The sequence below is a fragment of the Clostridium sp. CF012 genome (genome assembly GCF_018861755.1).
In the GTDB taxonomy this organism is placed as follows: Bacteria; Bacillota; Clostridia; order Clostridiales; family Clostridiaceae; genus Clostridium_AD.
The window spans coordinates 158,613-181,036 of the sequence record NZ_JAHLEF010000005.1; the positions used below are offsets into that span (position 1 = coordinate 158,613).

Below are 22,424 nucleotides of genomic sequence, written 5' to 3' on the forward strand. Positions count from 1 at the left end.
TTACAATTTAAAGAAAGCACTGTGAAAGCTCATTAAATTCAAATGTGCTTTCACAGTGCTTTTATCCTATTTTTAATATTACCCCAAGGCAACATCCAATATCATCATAATTACAAATCCTAACATAGCACCAATAGTTGAAATATCTGTTTTCGAATCCTGTTGTGATTCAGGAATTAATTCTTCAATAACTACAAAAATCATAGCACCTGCTGCAAAAGACAGTGCATAGGGAAGAATAGGCCTCATAGCCAATACTGCAAAGGCCCCTATCACGCCAGCTATAGGTTCTACTATTCCTGACGCCTGTCCGTACATAAAGCTTTTAAAGCGAGAAAAACCCTCTCGTCTTAACGGAATAGAAACCGCAGCTCCTTCCGGAAAATTTTGAATACCAATTCCAATTGCTAGTGCCACAGCTCCTGCTAAGGAAGCTGACGGTAAACCAGCTGCTACTGCTCCAAATGCAACTCCAACAGCAAGCCCTTCTGGAATATTGTGAAGCGTTATAGCTGAAACCAATAAAACACTTCTTTGCCAACTAGTTTTTATCCCTTCTGCCTGGTCTATTGGTTGATTAAGATGTAGGTGCGGCAAAATTTTATCCACTGCAAAAAGGAAGCCTCCTCCTGCGAGAAACCCTACAGCAGCAGGTATCCATGGTGCTGTACTTGTTTGCTCCGCCATTTCTATAGCCGGGGCCAATAAGGACCAAAAACTTGCAGCAATCATTACTCCTGCTGCAAAACCAAGCATGCCATTTAGTACATTTCTATTTATCTCTTTAAAGAAAAATACTAACGACGCTCCTAAAGCAGTTAAACCCCAAGTAAATAATGTTGCAAAGAGAGCTTGAACTACAGGGTCAAAACCCCTAAGCCATTCTATTATCATTAAAAATCCTCCATTCTAAAATCTTATTTGCTTTCATATTATATGTTTTATATCATAATTAAGCATTTTGACCTTTTTAAATTTAATATATGCATTATAACAAACATGCCTTTTATTTAAGACTACTACAAGTTTTCATTTTTGTAAATATTAATTATCAACTAATATTTTTTATCTTTTTAATTGATAATACTATTTACAAAACTAACATTAAATGCACCAATGTATACCTAAGTATTTACATTGGTGCATTATTGACTATTTCATACTTTTAAAGAAATCAATTAATATTTCTTTTTCCTCACTATCAAAATCATACATATCCAAGTCTCTTTCAGTAATCCATTTAATTTGACTTATATCCTTATGCGTATTTATATAGTGTTTTACCTTACCAGTATAAACCAATAAAGTATCCCCACTGTCCGTAGCTAAAACATATTCTTTATATGGCATCATATCAAATATAGTACAATTCAAATCTTTATCTATTGCTTTACAAACACATTGTTCGGAAGTCTCCTTGCCCTTTATATCCTTACCAAAAATGCTCCATACCTTTTGTATTTTCTTTTTACCCCTAGCGGCGATTAGCACTGCATTAAAATCATCACATATTATTATTGAACATCTTACAACTTTCCCCATATTGTTTACCCCCTTAATATAAACTTATTCCTTTTCTTATTTTGTAAAAGATTATGTAATTGTTAAAAATATTATAAGACACATTCATATAAATAACAAGTCTGAACTTTTTAGCAATAAAGGCAAAAAATTTTTATTCCACATGGATTGAATGTATACTGTTTTATTTTGTGTCAATAATTGTAATGTGTGAACGCACATGAAAGGAATAAATTAATGAAAAATAGTATTAGTTTAAACAATAATGAAGATCTAGCTCGTGAATATATAGAAAGAGGCAAAGGACTTTTTAACGATGGAGAGATTGAAAAAGCATTTAAAGAATTTAATAAAGCAATTTTCTTAAATAATGAATATGAGGCCGCTTATCTTGTGAAAGGTCAAGCACATATTGATATGTATGAAGCCTACGAAGCTGAAAAATGTATAAAGAAATATCTAAAACTAGTTCCAGGTGACCCTATAGGTTACTGGAAGTTAATTAATATACATGACTTAACTGGTGATTTTGATAAATGCGTTTACTATTGCGAAAAACTTCTTGAAGGTGATAGTTCAAATATAGACATTTATTTTAAAAAAGCAGAGTTCTTAGCGCTTCTTAACGATTTCAGAAGGGCTTTAGAATGCTTCGATATTTGCCTAAAACTAAATCCTTATTTTTATGAGGCATTATGTGGTAAAGCTAGCATGCTACTATCATTGCATAATAAAAGAGAAGCTCTTGAAATATATAATAGTGCCTTAGAAGTAGATTCTTCTAAAAGTGCTGCCTATTTTGGAAAGTCTGAAGTATATATGGCTATGGGAAATAGCCTAACTGCCCTAATATTTGCAGAAAAAGCCTATGACATAGAACCTGATAATGAATGGTATAAATGTCATTATACCCTATTAAAAAACATAAACATAACTATTAAATAGCAAATGCTCCCATCTATAAAGTGGGAGCATTTACTATTTACATGTTCTCATTATTTCTTGTATTTTTATTAGATGATTGTCATAGTCGGCTACAACAGCCTCTACTTCTCTCATTAGACTAGGCTCCAAACCCTTATTCTCCTGAATAAACTTTTCGCCCTGCGTTATCCCCATTTCTATTGCTGCTGTGGCATTCTCACAGACTTCCAAGTCAGTATTTACAGGTATAAGTTTGATTTTTTCAAAAAAATCTGCCATAGTGCCCATTATTCCAAGAGTATCAGCGGCATTACCCCCTAGTTTTTCAATCCTATTGGTAATTGCCTCTTCATGTCTTTTGAAGGATTCTATAATTTGGACCAACTCATTTTTAAGTTCGGGACCTTTAGCTTTGTGGAGATAATCTTTAAATGTAGTACCTCCCATGTGTATGCCTTTTAAAAATTTATTCATTTCTTTTACATCATTCATAATCTCACCTCAGTTTATTGTGAGCATTTGGTATTTATATTATGCATATTATTTCTAAATTACGCCACCAATTACATCAAGTGGATCAGTTTTTCTAAGTTCTTTAATAGGTGCAAGTAAACTTAAAAATGATACAAGAATCGGTATCATCAACGCTATTACAGCACCAGAAATACTCCATAAGGGAATGAATTTACCACTTGGATAAAGCACGGTTAGGTTCAAAATAAAGGCTGCACACGTACTTAATAGTATTCCACCAATATATCCAAGTAAGCATACAGTGGCATTTTCCTTCCAAAGTTTAAAATAGAGGGCTGATTTTTTATAGCCAATGGCTGATAGTACTCCAAATTCATATTTTCTATTAAGAAAATTAATGTAATTCAAATTCCCGAGAGATATACATAGTACAATAATTATTATAATATTAAGCATATATGATAAACCATTCATGGAATTAAGAACTTCATCTATCTGTTTTGACATATTGTAATAATCCATAATCACAACATTTTTAGGTGTTTTTTTAGATAAATAGCTAATTAAATCTTTATCCAATATATCTTTAATGGAAAAAACTATAGAGTGCTTTATTACTGTATCTCTAGGAACTCCATCCTTATTATCACTTACTACTGCTAGCATTACTGGACCATCTGTAATGCCTGATACTTTAAATTTCCCCTTTACTGCGTAGGTATCGGATACCTCTGAACCAATATAATCCCCTGTTTTTAATTTGTTTTGCAGTGCATATTTTTTAGGTATAATAATTTCATTCTTGTTTAACCTTGGAATACTACCTTCAATTAATTTCACATTAAGAGTATCAATAACTGATGATATATCCTTTTCATAAAAATTCAAGACATTAATGCTCATGCCACCGAAAATATTACTATACTGAAGAGAACCATATTCACTAATTAGAGGGATAATATGACCTACATTATTATCATTAGTTATTCTGTCTAAGTAATCTTTTGGAATAGGCTCTTCATTATTGCTAGATACTATTGTGTATTTACTAAAAACATTAGTAGCTACTAGCTTTATCATCTCAATGCTGCTTTTAGTCACTAGTGAAAAAGTGTAAATTAATAGCACACTTACCATCATAGCTATTAGTATTGGCAATGTTTTAGAAATATTGTTCTTAATATAGTTAAATGTTGATAGCGGATTCATTATATCCCTCCATTTCTCTTTTTTTAATTGAAGTAACAGAGCCATCCCATATATTAATTATATCATCTGCATTTTCGAGTATGGAAGCATCGTGTGTTACAACGATGACTAAGGCACTATTTTTATACTCATCTAGTAGTTTCATTACTTCCCTTGCACTTGAATGGTCTAAGGATGCAGTAATCTCATCAGCAAAAATTACTTTAGGGTCATTTATAAGTGCTCTAGCAATTGCAGCCTTTTGTCTTTGGCCACCAGATAATTGATGGGGCTTTTTACCCGCTAAATGCTCAATGCCAAGCTTTTTCAATAAACCCAAAGCTTTTTCTTTAGCTTTCATACTATTGTCATTTATTGGTGTTAACACGTTATCTATTACGCTCATATAATCTATAAGAAAATGTCTTTGAAAAATGAACCCAAATTCTTTACGCCTAAGCTCCGTACTTTTAGAAACAGATAGTTCCTTAAATTTCATATCTTTGTAGCTTATGGTACCTGATGATGGAATTTTAAGTCCTGCTAAAGAGTATAACAATGAACTTTTACCACTACCAGAGGGTCCCATTATTCCTATTAGCCTATTTCCTTCCAAGGAAAGATTAATATTTCTTAATGCGTAAGTTTGCTCCTCTTTTCCCATATCATATATTAAGTTTAAATTTTCTACTTTAAATAACATAATAACTCACTCCTTTTTTTATATTTCTTCTATCATAACTATAGGATCTAGCTTACCTATCATTCTATTTACAGGTATTAAGGTAAATAGGGTTGTAAATAACGGTACATAAAGTGCCATTAAAAGTGCTTTTATAGAAAAGTGTACTGAAACTCCTCCAATCGCTCCAAAACCTCCATCATTAATTAAAATAGAAAACAACCATCCAAAAATCACTCCTAGAATAAAGCCTAGTAGATTTATAATAAGCACTTCCCAAAATGCCTTCTTCATTAGCTCTCCCTTGCTATACCCAATAGCATTTAAAATCCCAAATTCTTGTTTTCTGCTGAAAAATTGTACATATTTAGAGCTACCAACTGAAATAACCATTACTACAATAGCAAGTATACAAATCATATCTAATGTGCGCATTTGGGATGCTCCTTTATTATAAAGTTTGATTATTCCACTTAAAGTCATAACTGAAATCCCTTTTTTAGGAAGGCTTAATAGTAGTTCATCCACCTCTTTTACTTTATTGTCCTTTGGGAAAACTAATATAGATTTTTTCACTATATTTGTATCCTTCGTACTTATTGAGGTTTTAGCAGTATTATAAGGCATAAATGATAAATAATTGTCCCCTTCTACTATTCCTACCACAGTATACTCACCATTTAAGCTATCATTTTTTTGGATTGAATTTCCTATTTTATCCCCTATCTTAGCGTTCTTATTTTTTGACATCCTATAATCTAGTGCCACTTCTTTATGATTTTCTAGTGGTAGCCTTCCTTCCTTTAATGTTATTTTATGCTTTTTCATAACATATTCTATATTTTCAGGCCTTATACCTAAAACGGAAGCGTTGGTTATAGAGCCAGGTATAACATATCGTGTTTTAAATAAAACAAAGGGGATTATGTCATCCACATTGGGGTTATCTTTAAGGCTGCTAAGAATATTTTCTGGTATAGGCTTTTCTATTTCAATACTTTGCAGTGTCATATGATTTTTATATGGACTTACATTTAGCTCGTACATAGAGTCTCCTATAGATTTCACCAAGGTCTGCATAACGTATAAAAATGAAACAGCTACTAATATTGATATAGTAGAGGTAATAAGTTTTTTCTTGTTATTTTTACTATAGCTTAAAGCTGATAAAGGTTTCATTGTACTATCTCCTTTTAAAACATAAATTTTTAACTTCCTTCTAATAAAATAATACCAATTCTTGGAGAAATATAAAAGTAACCGTGGTCACAAAGTAAAGTGACCACGGTTACTTTATAAATATATATCTATTTCTCAAGTAAGTCCTTAATATATATCGCTGCTGATGTTCTATCAGAAATACCTATTTTACTATATAGATTACTTACATAGTTTTTTACTGTACCACCAGATATATATAGTGAAGATGCAATTTGCTTATTAGTAAAACCTTGAGCTAGCATTTTTGCAATTTCAATTTCTTTTTCTGAAAGTCCAAAAGAACTTAACAATTTAGATTCATTCTTTTTAACAATGTTTTCAGAGCACTGCCTATACTCTTTGGCTATTTTACCAGCAAGTTTAACTGCAATTTTAGAGGGCAATATGAAAGCTCCTGCGTAAGCATCCTGCACCGCTTTTATAAGTCCATCTCCCTCTATATCCTTTAAAATGTAACCGGTAGCACCATTGTTTAAGGATTCAACAATATATTCTTCATCATCAAAGGTGGTAAGAATAAGTATCACTATATTGGGATAAGTTTCCTTTATTAATTTAGTACATTGTACTCCATCCATATTAGGCATTCTTATATCCATTAGTACCACCTGAGGCCTGGTTTCAGAGCATAATTCTAGTGCCTCTACCCCATCCCTTGCTAGCCCTACTACCTCTATATTTTCCTCTAATTCTAATATTGTCTTAAGCCCGTCCCTCATAAGGGTTTGATCATCTGCAATTAACACTCTTATCTTATCCATAAAAGCCTCCCCAAAAATAAATCATTCTAATATTATATTTTTTTAAAAATTATTGCTTGCAAGCTTTTGAATAGGGAAGCGTAATGAGTAATTCTAAGCCCTCTTGCACATCAGAATTAATATCGAAGCTTCCTTCTAAGTCATAAACCCTATCTCGCATAGCGCGAAGCCCAAAGCCGTAGTTTAATATACCTGCACCTTCGCCGTTGTCTTCAAGAGAAAAACATACTTTATCTCCTTTTTTCACTAATTTAAACAAAAAAGCAGTACTTTTACCATGGCGAATTCCATTAGTAAGACCCTCTAGTAACGACGATATAATTACCTTTTGTGATTCTTTAGTTAAATTTAATGAAGAGTCTATTTCAGATTTTATTGTTACTTCAGAATGTAGCTGTGTATCCTTAATTACCGCTTCTAAAGAAGGATAAAACTCTAATAACCCATTACCTTTTTCAAGCACCCGTACGGAGCTCCTAATATCATTAAGACCCTTTCTCACTTGTCCTTGTGCGAGGCAAAGTTTTTCTAGTGATAAATTCAAATCCCCCTTCATCAGTCTTTTGCTAGCCTCTATTTCTACCAAAACTGTGGTTAAGGTATGTCCCACTGTATCATGAATTTCCCGTGCTATTTTATTTCTCTCTTTAAGAATAGTCATTATCTCTAATTTTTCATATGCTTCCTTTAAATTCATATAAATGCAGTCTTTTTCTAATTTCTCTATAGTTATTTCTTTTAGAGAAACTTCAATTATTTCTGTTTGCTTCAATAAATATCTTACAAGGAAAAGTATTAAATAAATGATGCAAAAAATTGATAGACTTAAAAGTATTTTTACAAAGATGATGCCAAGCTCAAAATTCACCGTAATACTTAAAGTTACGCAGTAAAGTACAAAGGAAAAAATTGAAGCAATTATACCGAAGGCTAATCTGAAATTTAGTACAATATCTTCCAACATAAAATAATATAAGCATAAAGACAACTGAGAGTTATCATATAGATTGATTAGAAAAATTAATATAAAATCTATCGTCAAAAAAAAATAGTTTAGATTTTTATGATTTTCACTACCATAGATAAAAAACACTCTTATCGTGTAAGAGGTTAGAAATAAAAAAGCTAAAGTAATAATTAATAATTGATTTTCTGCGTTATAAATTGCAGCTATTAAAAATATTCCAGTATATAATATATACTTAATAATAAGCAAAACATCCTTAATCTTATTGTTCATAAAACACCTCACAAATTTAAAATAGTATAAGGCACATTCAAATAGATAACAAATCAGTAGCCTAGGCTAGACTATTTTCATGCGCCTCATACCTAAATTTACAATTAAAAGGATTAATATGCAAGTTTTTATTCCTTCATTTCAAATAATCCAAATATCTCTTCCTCACTTAAAGCTGCAAAGCCTTCACCACTTCCCATTTCATCTCCCATAAGAGAGGATATAAGCTTCTTCTTTTCTTCTTGAAGGGACAAAATCTTTTCCTCAATGGTTCCTTTAGCTATGATTTTCACAACCTCTACCACATGCTTTTGCCCAATTCTATGAGCTCTATCTGTTGCCTGCTCTTCTACTGCCGGGTTCCACCAAGGATCAAAGTGAACTACTACATCAGCAGAAGTTAAATTCAGCCCAGTTCCTCCAGCCTTTAAACTTATTAAAAACACAGAATTTTCGCCATCATTGAAGGCTTTAACTAAATTCATTCTCTTCTCGGAGGGCACGGATCCATCCAAGTAACTAAAGGATATTTTCTCTGCCTTCAGCCTTTTTTGTATATTCTTAAGAACAGAGGTAAATTGCGAGAAAACAAGTACCCTATGCCCCTCCTCTATACTCTTATGAAGAAGTTCCACTAGAGCTTCTATCTTTGCGCTACCGCCACTATAATCATTCATGAGTACTGTAGGATCGAGGCATAATTGTCTTAACTTTGTTATATAAGAAAGTATCTCTATTTTACTATTTTTAAACTCATCATTCTTTACTTTATTTTCAATAAGCTCCATAGCATGGTTTGCATAGGTTTTATAAACTTTCTTTTGCTCCTGCTCTAAATTTACTATTAGGGATTTTTCTATTTTATCAGGTAATTCCTTTAAAACATCTTTTTTTCTCCGCCTTAGAATGAAAGGTTTTATAAGCCTATTCAAATCCTCTAATATCTCAGGACTTTCCTTAAGTTTTTTATGATATCTTACACTAAATCTCTTTTCATCATATAGGTATCCCGGCATTATAAAATCAAATATAGACCATAAATCCATAAGAGAGTTTTCTATTGGTGTACCAGAGAGTGCAAATCTATTCTTAGCCACTATCTCCTTCACAGCCATTGCATTTTGAGAATTGGGATTTTTTATATTTTGAGCCTCATCTAATATGCAATAATCAAACTCTAATACTTTGTAGCTTTCTAAATCCCTCTTTATTAGATTATAAGTAGTTATAATTACATCATAATTCGCTATATCTTTTATTATCTCTTCTCTTGTATCCTTTAATCCATTAGCTGCAGCTACCTTTAAGCTAGGTGCAAACTTCTCAAACTCACTTATCCAGTTATATATTAAGGAAGTAGGTGCTACAATTAAAGTCTTACTTCCCACACTTGCTAATATAAAAGTAATAGCTTGAATGGTTTTGCCAAGGCCCATTTCATCTCCTAAAATTCCACCAAACCCTAAATAATCCAAGGTCTTAAGCCAATTATATCCAATTTTTTGATACTCTCTTAATTTCCCCTTGAAGGTAGCTGGTTCTTTAAAATTCAATTTTTCTATATTCTTAAGCTTATCTTTTATTTCTTTTAATTCTTTTTTCCCTTTTATATATCTAATGCTATTTTCCTCTAAATAACCATCTAGAAAAACACCCTTGCTTTTTGATATTTCGATATGATTATTTTCAATATGAGAAGGAGTCATAACATCTAAAAGCTTTAAGAATTTATTAAGCTCGAGTTCCTCCAAATCAAGGTACTCACCACTTTTCAGCTTATAATATTTAAGATTATTTCTAAAGGCCCTTAATATATTGGTAGTTTCGCGTGGCTCAATATCTCCTATTTTGAAATCCATTTCAAAGTAATTATATTTTCCACTCTTAATATCTCCACTAATTCCCTTTGTACCCAAAGATTTTATACCTTTAAAGTTTTCAGAGTAATACACGTCTCCTATTTCTTGAAGTTTTTCTACATCACTTTTAAAGAATTTAAATATATAGTCCTCTCCTTTGGTAAAGTAAAGCTTATTCTTTATTTCACATAGACCAAAGGCTTTTAATGTTGATATGACTTGAGCTTCCTTTTTAGAATCTCTATATATGATTTTCTCTGTGCAATCCTCAAAAATATTAAACTCAAAAGTTCCGTACTTCACCTTTAATGTTAGGGTAATATCTTTTCCCTCCTGATTAAAATAGAAACTGAACCCACAATTACTCATTACTATTTTATCTTTAATAGACTTTGATAGTGTAACACTCGGTGATAAAAAATTAAGATCTGGAACAAGCCTTCTTAATATATTCTCCTCCTCCATACTTGTCATAGTTACCACCCTTGCCTCATTAAAAACTTGCAGGTATGGATTTATTTTATAACAAAACTCAAAATCCGGAAGATATATATTGCTACCATACAAAAAAACATCATTTTTAGAGCCTAAAGCCACCGGCATTCCATTTAATGATTTAAGCACATAATTATTTTTTATTAGCTTTAAATCAAAATCCAGGGCTGGCGCCTCATATAAAATTTCAGTGTCTATGGGCCTGGAAAAGAATCCTTCATTCAAATATACCCTATGTTTATTTATAATTTCAAAAAATTCCCGTGTTAAAAATTTAGGAATATTAATGTTTTTCCCATTTATATAACGCTCTTCACTTCTGTGAGCGGTCCTTTGGGAGTGCTCCATGACCTTTAACATTTCAATGAAATCCATAAGTCTTTTATCCTTGGTGCTCAATCTTTGATCTGCCCTATTAAACGTGAAATTTTTGCTATAGTTTATAGGAATATTATTATCATAGGCTAATAAAAAGTGATTGATATCCTTTAAAATGTAAAGATTGCTGGAGGTCATAGTGCTTAATCCTATTTTAAACTCTGCTGTAAGGCTGTTTGTCCACTGATTTTTATTTATATAGACCTCTATTTTAGTTTCATCCTTGTGTTTTTCATCCCCTAAAAGCATAGATAATACATTACTACTACTTTTAAATATAGCTTGCCCCACCACATCCTCTTCTTTTAATAGCGGGTGACTCGCTAAATCTTCTAGCGCACTATAAAAAGTTGCCACTAGATGTTTACAACAATAATTTTCTTTTTTAAACTCATTATTTTCAAAATCAGCGCAGGTACAAAAGGTAGTAAAAATACTTTTTCTTTCTGCATCCATCTCAATTTTTGTGTGATATTCATTAAAAAGTTTCTCCGAAATCACATTGCCTTCTATGCATATTAACTTATCTACATTTGTAATATCAACAGAGGAAACTAAATCATTATTAAGAACCCTTTGCCCCTTAGCATGATTTTTACCACTGGTTCCTTCATTAAATATTTGTAATACCATATCTTCTTTTAACATATTTTCTCCCTAGTTTTTAGAATTTTATAACCTTTTAATTATACCATAAAAAAAGAGTGAACATAAAACTTGCGTTCTATATTCACTCCTAAATTGCTAAGATGGCTTAGATCATTTGAATATTACAACATACCAACTAATAACTGACCCAAGGTGTTTACAAAATTTAAATCTTCAAATTTAAATTCCTTAACTTTAATAGGAACAGTTAAATAAAGTATTCCCCGAACAACTCCTGATTTAATTATAGGAACAGCTAAAACAGAGTTCCAATTTGGCATTCCAGTTACTAAATCATAGTCTATTATAGAATCCCAATCTATTATACATTTACCTTGCTTATCATTAATTACAGCCTCTATTATATCTCCACTATAACCTTTAACCGCAGTCCAATTTTCCTTGAAAATTCTTCTCCCAAATTTTTCAGTAACTTCATCATCATTAACCATAAAAAACATACCATTTTGTGCCTCAGTGGTTTCAATTATTCTTCCAAGTGCCTTAAATATTTTAGTTTCCAAATCATTATCGTCCTTAATAATTTGAATTAACTCCACCATAGCTAGTACATTTCTTGAATCTTGAACTACATTTCCTGACACTATTCCTGATAGTTTATCACTCCCCTTTACGGTGCCCAAAAACTTATCTTCCCATATCTGGCATCTATTTCTACCATTTGCCTTGGCCACATATAGTGCTTGGTCCGCTTTTTCTACCAATTCTTGCTTCCATTTTCCATGGTTTGGATAAGTAGCAATACCCATACTCACAGTTAACTCTCTTTTAGAACCTAGCATTTTTTTATTTTCAATATTCTGTCTTATTCTTTCAGCAATTCCAGTAGCAACATCGGTATCAGTACCTGGTAAAATTACAATAAACTCTTCTCCACCATATCGTCCACATACATCTATCTTTCTAATTGAATCCATAACGATTTTACTAACATCCCGCAAAACTTGGTCTCCAGTTTGATGACCAAATCTGTCGTTGACACCTTTAAAATTATCCAAATCAAACATAATAATTGAGAACACTCCAGAAGTTCCACTAGCCTTTTCAACATTTTCAGATAGTGCTTCTTCGAGGAATCGCCTTGTAAGTGTTCCTGTGAGTTTGTCAATGGAAGAACTGATTTTGAGTAAATAATTTTCCATGATAAAACTTATAAATGAGGTTAAATCCATACATTTATTCAAGCTTTCTTCATTAAAATTGTTTAGCACTCTTTCAGACTCCATATATAAATAACCCTTTATATTCTCTAATTTAATAGGTTCAACAACTCTTTTACTCTCACCTTTTGAGTTTTTTACATAACAATGGTTTTTTCTTACAATAGGTATGCACATTATTGATTTCATACCACTGGGCATAAATCTAAACTCTGTGTTTTTTGTGCTATTAAACCCATCACTAATTAATATAGAGTTTTTAGTTTCCCGGACTCTTTGCAGAATTAGTTTTATATCTGTAATATCATGATTCCCATAGCTGGAAGCAACTACTGAGCATTCATTGTCATTCCCTTCCGAAATAATTAAGCTCCTAGTGGATAAAACCATACTTGAAATAAGCTTTGTAATTACATCTAATGTTTGCAATGGGTCCTCACACATATTAGTAACTATATCATTTATATTATGAATCCCCTCTGGCAAAATGGAGCTGTATATTTTTTGAGCTGATTCAACAAAACTTTTATTATTTAATATTTCAGTAAATGCATCGTAATTAAAAAGAATTGATAAATCATCATTGGTTGAAATGGTGATTTTACCATCTTCTAAATTGCACATTCTACTATATTCATAGGTTTTGCTCATGCCTTTAATCATATTAAACGGCTTCATCATATTATATGCATTAATATAATTAATTCTTAACTGCTCAGGCAATTGCAGGGTACAATCTTTAATTATCTCACAGGCTTCAAAGTAATAATTTACTGCATAGAAATAATCCACCTGCGAAAAATAGTAATCTCCAATAGTACTACAGATTTTCCATTGAAAAAATTTATTTTTCACTTTTTTAGACAAATCCAAAGCAAGCATAAAACTTTCAATCTTGTTTTTGTCTTTGCTTATGAGTCCTTCTAAATATAACCTTTTAATATTAACTAGTTCAACTAAAATATCAACTTCACTAGAAGAGTTCATCTCAAACAAATTAGTAGCCTCTTCAACATATCCCTTTTCAAACAAAACTATACAAATTTCATATAGTGCATTAATTTTATTTGTATTATTCTTATGGCCATGGATTATCGTTTTTACATCTTCAATGTTTTTCTTTATATCCTCTATTCTTTCTGATCTATGGATTTCTAAAATAAACAATAATAATTTGCTATTACTATCTTGAGTAGTACCATCATCATTATATATCTCTAGGGCTTTTTTTATTAAATCGTAGGCTGAATCTATATCTCCTATTCCAAAATAAAGCTCTGCTCCCATTTGATAATATAGTGAGATATCTTTACCCTGGATAGGATATTGTTCGAGCTCCACTTGTGCTAGTAAATGGTATTCATATGCCTCCTTACTATTCCCCATTTTTAATGAAACATAGGAAAGATAGTTGTAGGTATAAAATATATTGCTTTCAAATTCTATATTTTTCGACTTTTCTAATACATCTTTAAAATATTTAAATGCAACATCATAATCAAAATTATCTGAATTACAAGTTGCTATGTTAATTAAAGCAACTAACCCTAGTTCTATACTATTATTTTCCTCACAAATTAATTTAAGTTTATTATAATAGGAAATTGCAGTTTCACTATCTCCATAGTAGTCCCCATAAATTACTCCTATGTTGTTTAAACACCTACTCATCCCTTCAGAGTCATTTATTTCTTCGAAATATTTAAGTCCTTTCTTTAAGCTGTCTAGAGCTTCCGTTGTTTTAGAGGTTTGTGTATACATAATACCTAGAATATTGTACATCAGTCCCTTATACTTTAAATAACCATCTCCACATTTTTCAATACAACTTGTACATATCTGAAAGATCTTATGGTACTCCCGCTTTGAAGTGTATACATTCGCCAAATTTTTTTTATTTTCAAGGTAGCCTTCCATATACTCAATATGTAGCAATAGTGATTCACCTTTTTTTATATAGTGGATTGCTTTTTCTACTTCATTTTTTTTGATATATATATTAGATATTTTATTTGCACAATCAACTTGAAGTTTTTCTTCCACTGTTTTTTTTGAATATTTATATATTTTTTTATAAGTATCTAATGCACCTGATAAGTTACCCATATCTGAGTAAATATCTCCTATTTTAAGAATAACCTCTACTTTTTTATTTTGATCTTCTTCATCGGATAAGATGTATAATGCTTTTTCATACTTAGAAATGGCTTCATCCATTATTCTAAGTGATTTCATTTTTTCTGCAAGTTCAATACAATATTTCACAAGCCTATCCTTATCCCTAGCTTTTTCTAAATGATATATAAGCTCTTCTTTATTTTCTCTTCCTTCTGCTTGAAATAAATTTTCAAGCACTGAAGCTGCAAACTCGTGTTTCACTTTCCGCTGCTGCTCACTTAATCTATTATATATTAGATTTTTAAGCACTTTATTGTAAAAATCAAATACAAAACCCATATCCTCAATTTTTTTAATTAAAATTCCTTTAGAGCATAATTCATCAATGTAAAGCTCTATGCTTTTTTCAGTACCGATGAAAAGATTTTCAATTACTCTTATTGAAACTGCAGTGTTAAAAATAGCTATAGTACTTAGAATTTCATAGCTGTCTTTATTAATTTCCTTAATTTGATTAAGTAATGCTTGTTCCATTGTTGATGCAATGGGCAATTCATCAACAGTTTCAAAGGGAACATGCCATCTAGCATTATTCTCGTTTATACAAAGGATTTTTTTAGCCATAAAATCTTTTAGTGTTTCCTCAACAAATAGAGGATTTCCATAGGTTTTTCCATAGACTTTTTCTCCAAAGTCACTAGGTACTCTAGGCATACTTAGTATTTCTTGAATCATTATAGCAGTTTCTTCATTATCTAAATTGTTTAAATAAAGATTCAAATTATTAGAATTTTTATTTAATAATTGCTGAAGTTTATTATTTGTAGTATATTCACTATTATTATAAGATAACATAATCATTATATTTTGCGCATTATTGTTTTGTAAGTTTATATACTCTAAAAGTTCCAGTGAAAATTCATCCAAACACTGAGCATTATCAATGATAAACACCGTAGGTTTATTATACATTGACTCTTCAATAAAGCTATACACTCTACTAATTAGCCTGAATTTTTCTTTTTCCCCTACTAAAGTTTCTGAAGCCACAATATTATTTCCCGAACCAAGTTCCGGGATGAATTTTATTAATTCACTTTGATACCTTTTTACTGTTTCCTCATCACACAATGATACTATTTTCTTTAATATATCTACAAAAGCCTTATTACTTTTACTTTGGCAATTTTCTATGGCGAAGCTAGCATATACATTAGCTTTTTTCATATAAAGTAAATGTTCAATTTCTTTTAAGAGTCTTGTTTTTCCAATGCCCTGTTCACCATGAACAAGGATAATTTTGCTTAATGCATTAGGCTTAGTTAAATTGTCATAGGCACTAAGTATTTCTTTAATTTCAGCATCTCTACCTACTATTTTTGTTTTAAAATTTAATTTCTCTATTTCATCAATTATATAGGCCACATACTCTTTATTGAAAATTTTATTAATATCCTTCACTATCATATTTATATTATTATATCGCTTGGTTAAATCTTGATGCGTCATTTTCCTAACAATGATTATTATTTTTTTGTAAAAATCTGTCATTTCATTGCTTTCGCTATATTGATTTTTAGCTTTATTCTCTAAATTTACAATAATTTGATGTATGTTTGAATTTTGAGGTAATTCAATTTTACATAAGAAGAGTAATACTACTCCCAATGAATATATGTCTGCTGCTATTGCTTTTTTATTATCTATAAGGTACTCAGGTGATTTAAATTTAAGTTGTCCTATTATATTAGGACCATAGTCTTGATTTTGAATTTCTATAGTTGGTAAATCCACAAGAGTAACTTTATATTTATTGTTTTGATGTGAAATCATTATATTATTACTATTTAATTCCCCATAAATAAAGCCTCTGATATGCAAATAATTTAAAGCCCTACAGATTTGCATAAATATATCTGAAATTTCGTTTTCATTTATATTAGTAGTTAATTCCTTTAGTTCTATAGTATCCTTGATATAATCATTTGTATAAAAGTATTCACTGCTGGTTACTTTTTTATTATCAATGGTGTGAACCAACCCAAAGTCAAATACTTTACTTATATTTGCATGATTTATAGTTGCTAGTGTTGTAAATTCATTTACATAAAAATCTATCAAATTTTCTGATGAAAATTCAGAATTAATAATATTTAATTGTATTTTTTTATGATTATTAATAACATCAGAAACAAGATAGGATGATTTCATCCTATCTTGGCTTAAATTTGTAATTATTCTATATCTGTTGTTTATTAGATTCATTATCCAACACTTCCTTACGAGCAAATATACTATTATTGACATTATAACATATGATTTGTATATACTATAGTGACCTAATGGATTTTTTAAAATATTTTCCATAAACTTTATAAGTTTAATGATTTTTTCTATTTATAGTTATTAATAGGAACTATAATTTTATCAAATAAATCACTATTTTCTTTGATTTTAATTTCGCTACCAACCACACAATGTGAATCTTGTTTTATTACGGCTTCTAGCACTTGTGCAAAGTTTCTTATATCCTCTGCCGTAGTAGATAGAACTTCATCTCGTAGCTTTTGGATATCATCTTGAGTATTTCCTGTAAAATACATATTATCTCCTAGTAACCCTTTATAGTATGGTCCTGATAAAGAATCTATACTTCCTATTGTTCCTATTATATAGTTATCCATTTCTTTCTCACTGGCTTTAAAGTTTTTTAAAAAATTCACAGCCCCATCAAAGGTTTTTAAAGTTTCCTTTAAATTGGGATCTCGGTAGGAATAGAATAAGACCTCGTTATTTGTAAAACTCATAGCGCCACCATAGGCACCACCTTTAACTCTAAGTTCCTTCCATAAATAATCACTATTTAAAACATTTTCAACAACCTTCATTTTGCCATTATAGTTAACACCTTCACTTTTAAAACTTCCAGCCTTCACCACATATTGTACTTGTGACTGAGTGATAAAAGCCTCATTTTTCTTTGAAAAATCAAATTTATATTCCTGCATTGGAAATGTTTTTTCGTTAATTTTCTCTGCCAAACAAGTAAGACCGCTTGCAAAGTTACTATAATATTTCTCATCACCTGTATAACTTACAACTAATCCTTCTTTGTTAAATACAAAATCTTTTACAAGGTGTAAATTCTTCACTATATCATCAAATTTAGTCTCAAAATTCTTGTCTAAATCACATATAAAATTATAATAAGGTAGATATCCCAAATCATTGTATTTACCACTATCTGATAAGTAAGATAGAGTACGCTCTATTGCAAGGCTATTGCCTCCATTAACAAACATGGATTCATAATTTGCCTTTGAAGAACTAATTAAACTCTTTATACGTTTCTTATCTTCAAATTTACTATTACTCATTATTTCTTCTAGAAGTTCCAAGGCTTTTGGTAAGGTACTATTAAGAGCATTTACTGAAATACTCATTTTAGGATAGTATTTATTACTGTCCTTATAGTCTTTAAATTGTGTTGAACTAAAAGTAATACCTCCAGTAACCGACCTTATTTTATTTGAAAGTTCTTTGAAATCATATTTTTCCGTGCTAACATTTCCTAAAACATTAGCTAGCAATTTTAAGTATAATATTTTATTTTGAGGTACCTTTGAACTATCAAAATATAAATTAGAATAAATAATTCCATCAGTAAATACAGGATGACACAATACTTTTATGCCACCTTCAATTTTCTCTAATGTTATTATTTTTTCTGATTTTAAGTTTAAATCGCCTCGATCTAGTGTTGGTATTCTAGATAAATTTTCACTGGTATCCCCTGTATCTTGCCACTTTTTCAACTCTTCTGCATCTTTTTTAATTTTAGCTAGCTCAATTTCGGATAATGATGCCTTATAAGCTGCAAGTTTGTTTTTTGTGAGTTCTTCACTCTTTTCATTTAATCCATTAATAGGCTTTAACACAACTAATGAATTATGCTTATTTTCCAATAAATACTTTTGGATTAATTTTTCAAAATATCTATGAGATATCTTAGATTTTATTTTGTTAAGTGAGGGAGTTGTCTCCAGATATTCTGTAGGGCACACATCATTATTCCAGGAGTTTAGGGTAGCAGACATGTAATTCATGCCTCTACTGGCCTCAGAATTTTCACTGTGCAAACTGAATTCTACAGCCGTAAATACAGATCTTATTAACTCTTCATCAAAACCCTCTTTTACTATTTGCTTTAGAGTAGTCTCTACAACATTTTTGAATTTATACTTTTCTGATTCATTTGCATTTGTTGCAATTATACTGAAAATCGGTTGTTTTGTCGAAGTATTAAAACTTGCATAGCTATTAGCCCCAATACCACTACTTAATAGTGCCTTCCTTAGAGGTGAATCTTCAGTATTCAAAAGAATGGCCTGTAACATTTCAAACCCTAAAACAGTTTCTACGTCAGAAACTTTATCTATTACATAGTTAGTTGATAAGTAAGTCATTTTTGCTGCCTTCGCATCCTTAGCTATTGGATAAAATCCTTTTGTTTCAACATTTTTTTCGTAGTTTTTTTGTAATTTAATTTCACTATCCACAGTTTTATTCTTTATTTTACTAAGATAATTATCATCTATAAATTTTAATGTATTTTCAATATTCAATTTCCCATATAAATATATAGAACTATTTGATGGGACATAATATTTTTTATAAGTTTCAATAAATTTTTCATAGCTTAGTTCAGGGATATTTTCCGGATTACCACCAGATTCAAAACTATATGAAGTGTCTTTAAAAAGCGATTTATTAATAGTATTTGAAAGTCTTACCTGTGGTGAGGAGTAAGCACCTTTCATTTCGTTATATACTATACCATTATAGTTTAGTTCACCTGACTCTTTATTAACTTCATAATGCCAACCTTCTTGTTTAAGTATTCTTGGATCTTTAGAAATGTTCGGATAAAACACTGCATCCAAATACACACTCATCAAATTCTCAAAATCCTTGTCATTCTTACTTGCCACTGGATACATTGTAAAGTCTGGTCCTGTAAACGCATTTATAAATGTGCTCAATGATTGCTTAGTCATAATTAAAAATGGATCTTTAACAGGATATTTCTGGGAACCACACAAAACTGAATGCTCAATTATATGATTAACACCAGTGTTATCATGTACTGGTGTGCGGAAACTTATTGAAAATACCTTGTTTTCATCCTGGTTTTGTAAGTAAATTAGTTTAGCTCCACTTTTTACATGTTTAAATATCATAGCAGTAGAGTGTATATCTTCAATCCATTTTTTAGACTCTAACTTAAAGCCTGATAGGTTTTTATCTGTTTTAAAGATATTCACAGCACTTGTAGTGGATGTATAATTACTTAATTGTACCTGTTTACCTTGTACAAGGCTAATGGAGCTATTTAGTAATAATCCAATTACCACTACTATAGAAGTTATTTTTGTGAGCTTTTTCATTTTATTCCCCCTCAAATATATATTTTTTGCTGCTATGTTTTTCATTATATAACTAGTATGTTTTATTTTAGATTAACTATTCAGTTACTATTTTAAACATTCCATAAAGGCAAGCTCAAAAAAAACACCTTACATTTAAATACACTATGTATATGAATGTAAGGTGTTAACTTAATCCAATAGAATAAAAAAATCCAGTAGAATAAATCTTCTACTGGATTTTTTTTTTGCACACTTATTGTTTAACAATTAATTAAACGGATTCTCCATTTAACATATTCAGCATATCTTGTTTTTCTTTTGTAAACCTATTGTATACACTTTGTTTTACCGCTTGCGAACTACTTCTAAAATAAACATCAACCTTTTGACGTTCATTATATAAATCGTTTATGACATTACCATCATTATTATTCAAATTCAGCTTTGAGAAAACAGATAAAGTTCCACCTACCCCATGTTGAACTACTGTAGACAGTAGACTTTCCTTTAATGCATCGCCTTTTTTACTTATATCAAAACCATATTTCGACTTTAAAGCTTGCGCCGCTGTATCGTAATAATTTTCTTTAATACAATTTTGTTGAAGTTTCAAAAATTTATCTCTATCAGATAGTGCAATACTAATCCATGCAGTATCAAAGTTTGTACCATATCTATTGCCATCTTTTGCTTTTGCTTGTGAAAGTTTTGAATAAATTTCATTTTCTTTTGTTTGTAGTGATCCGATAAAAGAATCTAAAGATCCTGTTTTAGAAGAAAACTGCCAAGCACCATAGGACTTTCCGCCATAATCTCCAGGTGTGTTACTTATCGTCCCTGGATTCGCATTAGATTCATATTTAGCAGATATATTACCCAAGCCGGTAAATTTATTATCTACGCTTTGGCCATCATTATTTAATAATGACTGCGATGCGCCCCTCATATTTGAATTGAAATTACTCATTGAACCTAATGAATCATTTAAATTTAAAGAATCTTGATTTGATAATGCAGTAGACATAAACTCTGCCATCATTGAATTACCTGTACTTTCCATAATTTGGATAAGCATTGTTTGAAAAGCTGCTTCCTGCATTGCTTTTTCATCCTCAAAATTTTTTGTGCTTTTATCAGAAATTTTATTATTGTTTTTTATTTGCTCTGCATATTGCTTTAATAGTGTATTATTAATTATATTTGTAGATAATGCCATGCTTATCACCCGTTTTACATAAATTATTTCCCTACATTATCTATATCGTATATTATAAAAAAAACTTTACATACTTTATTTAAAAAAATCACTGTATTACATAGAATGTTATGAAGTAAAGTACTAGAATAGAAAAAATAAAATTACACATAATAAAGAAATCAATTATTTTTGTTAAAATTGATGCTTTTACAAAATATTTCCAATGTATAATATGAATTGTGTGCAGTGGGCTTATTTATATATTGAAGGTTTTTATGTAGAATTATATAGGGTTATTAATATATAAGGTTATAGAGGATGGGTAATATGAATAATGAAATTAATTACGTAGAAATTGGAAACCGAATAAGGTTGGAACGAGAAAAATTTGATATGACCAGAGAAAAATTAGCAGAGATCTTAAACCTTTCCCCCTACTTTCTAGGACAAATTGAAAGAGGCGAGAGGAAAATGAGCATTAGTACATTAATAAATATTTCTGAATGTTTACACATTTCAATAGATTATTTGTTTTTTGAACAAGTAAACATAAATACTAATAATGATGTTTTGCATTCATTAATTGACAAATGTTCAGAAAAGGAAGTTAATGTAATTGAAGGTCTTATAAAGTTATTATTACCACACCTTGCAAGGTAATAAGTATTGATAACCCAAGTTTTATATCTTAAATAAAAAATATGCTAACAATATTTATAGGCTGTTAGCATATTTTTTATTTGCTTTTATTAATATATAATAAATTATGGATAATACTACATTTTATGAAGTTACTAATCTCATAAAATGGATTGAGAGGGTGTTTATGGAGGAAGCAATAGTTAGGAGTTTATATGAAGATAAACTTGAAACCTGCATTGATACATTGAGAGACGTTCTAAATGAAATGTGTTGTACCCTTGATGAGCATGAAATGAGTATAGAAAAGTTAATTGTAAGCAGGAAACTGGATAAACTTATAGTTGAATATATGGTACTTAAAAAAAATAAATATACTGACGAGGTAGAAATTATAACACATAAGCCTTTTACTATATAGTAAAAGGCTTTTTAATTTCAACTTGACACTTGTAACGCTAGAAGTTC

General features: G+C 30.4%; 15 protein-coding genes. 3 read left to right on the forward strand and 12 right to left on the reverse strand.

Annotation, left to right across the window (positions count from 1 at the left end; all coding sequences use genetic code 11):
• Positions 1-78: 78 nt before the first annotated feature.
• Together KPL50_RS07440 and KPL50_RS07445 are read right to left on the reverse strand one after the other, a co-directional pair.
• On the reverse strand, positions 79-894 hold the full coding sequence (locus tag KPL50_RS07440; protein WP_216297827.1) for a ZIP family metal transporter: 816 nt from the start codon (positions 892-894) through the stop codon (positions 79-81).
• Between the two features lie 258 nt (positions 895-1,152).
• Positions 1,153-1,542: a DNA mismatch repair protein MutT gene (locus KPL50_RS07445; RefSeq protein ID WP_216297828.1), complete on the reverse strand. Its 390-nt coding sequence runs from the start codon at positions 1,540-1,542 to the stop codon at positions 1,153-1,155.
• A 216-nt stretch (positions 1,543-1,758) separates the two neighbouring features.
• On the opposite strand from KPL50_RS07445, the gene KPL50_RS07450 reads away from it, so the two are divergent.
• On the forward strand, positions 1,759-2,466 hold the full coding sequence (locus KPL50_RS07450; RefSeq protein WP_216297829.1) for a lipopolysaccharide assembly protein LapB: 708 nt from the start codon (positions 1,759-1,761) through the stop codon (positions 2,464-2,466).
• Positions 2,467-2,499: 33 nt separating this feature from the next.
• Here the strand turns inward: KPL50_RS07450 and KPL50_RS07455 are convergent, their stop codons facing one another.
• The 10 genes from KPL50_RS07455 to KPL50_RS07500 form a co-directional block, all read right to left on the reverse strand.
• On the reverse strand, positions 2,500-2,937 hold the full coding sequence (locus KPL50_RS07455) for a DUF2383 domain-containing protein (RefSeq protein WP_216297830.1): 438 nt from the start codon (positions 2,935-2,937) through the stop codon (positions 2,500-2,502).
• 54 nt (positions 2,938-2,991) lie between these two features.
• Positions 2,992-4,128, reverse strand: a complete 1,137-nt coding sequence (locus KPL50_RS07460) for an ABC transporter permease (protein WP_216297831.1) — start codon at positions 4,126-4,128, stop codon at positions 2,992-2,994.
• Positions 4,106-4,810, reverse strand: a complete 705-nt coding sequence (locus KPL50_RS07465; RefSeq protein ID WP_216297832.1) for an ABC transporter ATP-binding protein — start codon at positions 4,808-4,810, stop codon at positions 4,106-4,108. Before KPL50_RS07465 ends, KPL50_RS07460 begins: the two co-directional genes overlap by 23 nt.
• A gap of 18 nt (positions 4,811-4,828) precedes the next feature.
• Positions 4,829-5,968: an ABC transporter permease gene (locus tag KPL50_RS07470; RefSeq protein ID WP_216297833.1), complete on the reverse strand. Its 1,140-nt coding sequence runs from the start codon at positions 5,966-5,968 to the stop codon at positions 4,829-4,831.
• Positions 5,969-6,096: 128 nt separating this feature from the next.
• Entirely contained in the window at positions 6,097-6,771 is a 675-nt protein-coding gene (locus tag KPL50_RS07475) for a response regulator transcription factor (RefSeq protein ID WP_216297834.1), read from the reverse strand.
• Positions 6,772-6,820: 49 nt separating this feature from the next.
• Complete coding sequence (locus KPL50_RS07480) at positions 6,821-8,011, reverse strand: sensor histidine kinase (protein WP_253200499.1); 1,191 nt, start codon at positions 8,009-8,011, stop codon at positions 6,821-6,823.
• A gap of 128 nt (positions 8,012-8,139) precedes the next feature.
• Positions 8,140-11,391: a DEAD/DEAH box helicase gene (locus KPL50_RS07485; protein WP_216297835.1), complete on the reverse strand. Its 3,252-nt coding sequence runs from the start codon at positions 11,389-11,391 to the stop codon at positions 8,140-8,142.
• Between the two features lie 122 nt (positions 11,392-11,513).
• Positions 11,514-16,955 (reverse strand): diguanylate cyclase, encoded by a 5,442-nt coding sequence (locus tag KPL50_RS07490; protein ID WP_216297836.1) that lies wholly within the window; start codon positions 16,953-16,955, stop codon positions 11,514-11,516.
• A 128-nt stretch (positions 16,956-17,083) separates the two neighbouring features.
• Positions 17,084-20,137 carry an insulinase family protein gene (locus KPL50_RS07495; protein ID WP_216297837.1) on the reverse strand — a complete coding sequence of 1,018 codons (3,054 nt, stop codon included), beginning with the start codon at positions 20,135-20,137 and terminating at the stop codon, positions 17,084-17,086.
• A gap of 253 nt (positions 20,138-20,390) precedes the next feature.
• Entirely contained in the window at positions 20,391-21,335 is a 945-nt protein-coding gene (locus KPL50_RS07500) for a vgrg protein (protein ID WP_216297838.1), read from the reverse strand.
• A gap of 309 nt (positions 21,336-21,644) precedes the next feature.
• Between KPL50_RS07500 and KPL50_RS07505 the strand changes: the two genes are divergently transcribed.
• Both KPL50_RS07505 and KPL50_RS07510 read left to right on the forward strand, forming a co-directional pair.
• The gene (locus tag KPL50_RS07505; protein ID WP_253200500.1) at positions 21,645-21,977 is read left to right on the forward strand and encodes a helix-turn-helix domain-containing protein; all 333 of its coding nucleotides are present in this window, start codon (positions 21,645-21,647) and stop codon (positions 21,975-21,977) included.
• 106 nt (positions 21,978-22,083) lie between these two features.
• The gene (locus tag KPL50_RS07510) at positions 22,084-22,377 is read left to right on the forward strand and encodes a Spo0E family sporulation regulatory protein-aspartic acid phosphatase (protein ID WP_216297839.1); all 294 of its coding nucleotides are present in this window, start codon (positions 22,084-22,086) and stop codon (positions 22,375-22,377) included.
• Positions 22,378-22,424: the final 47 nt, after the last annotated feature.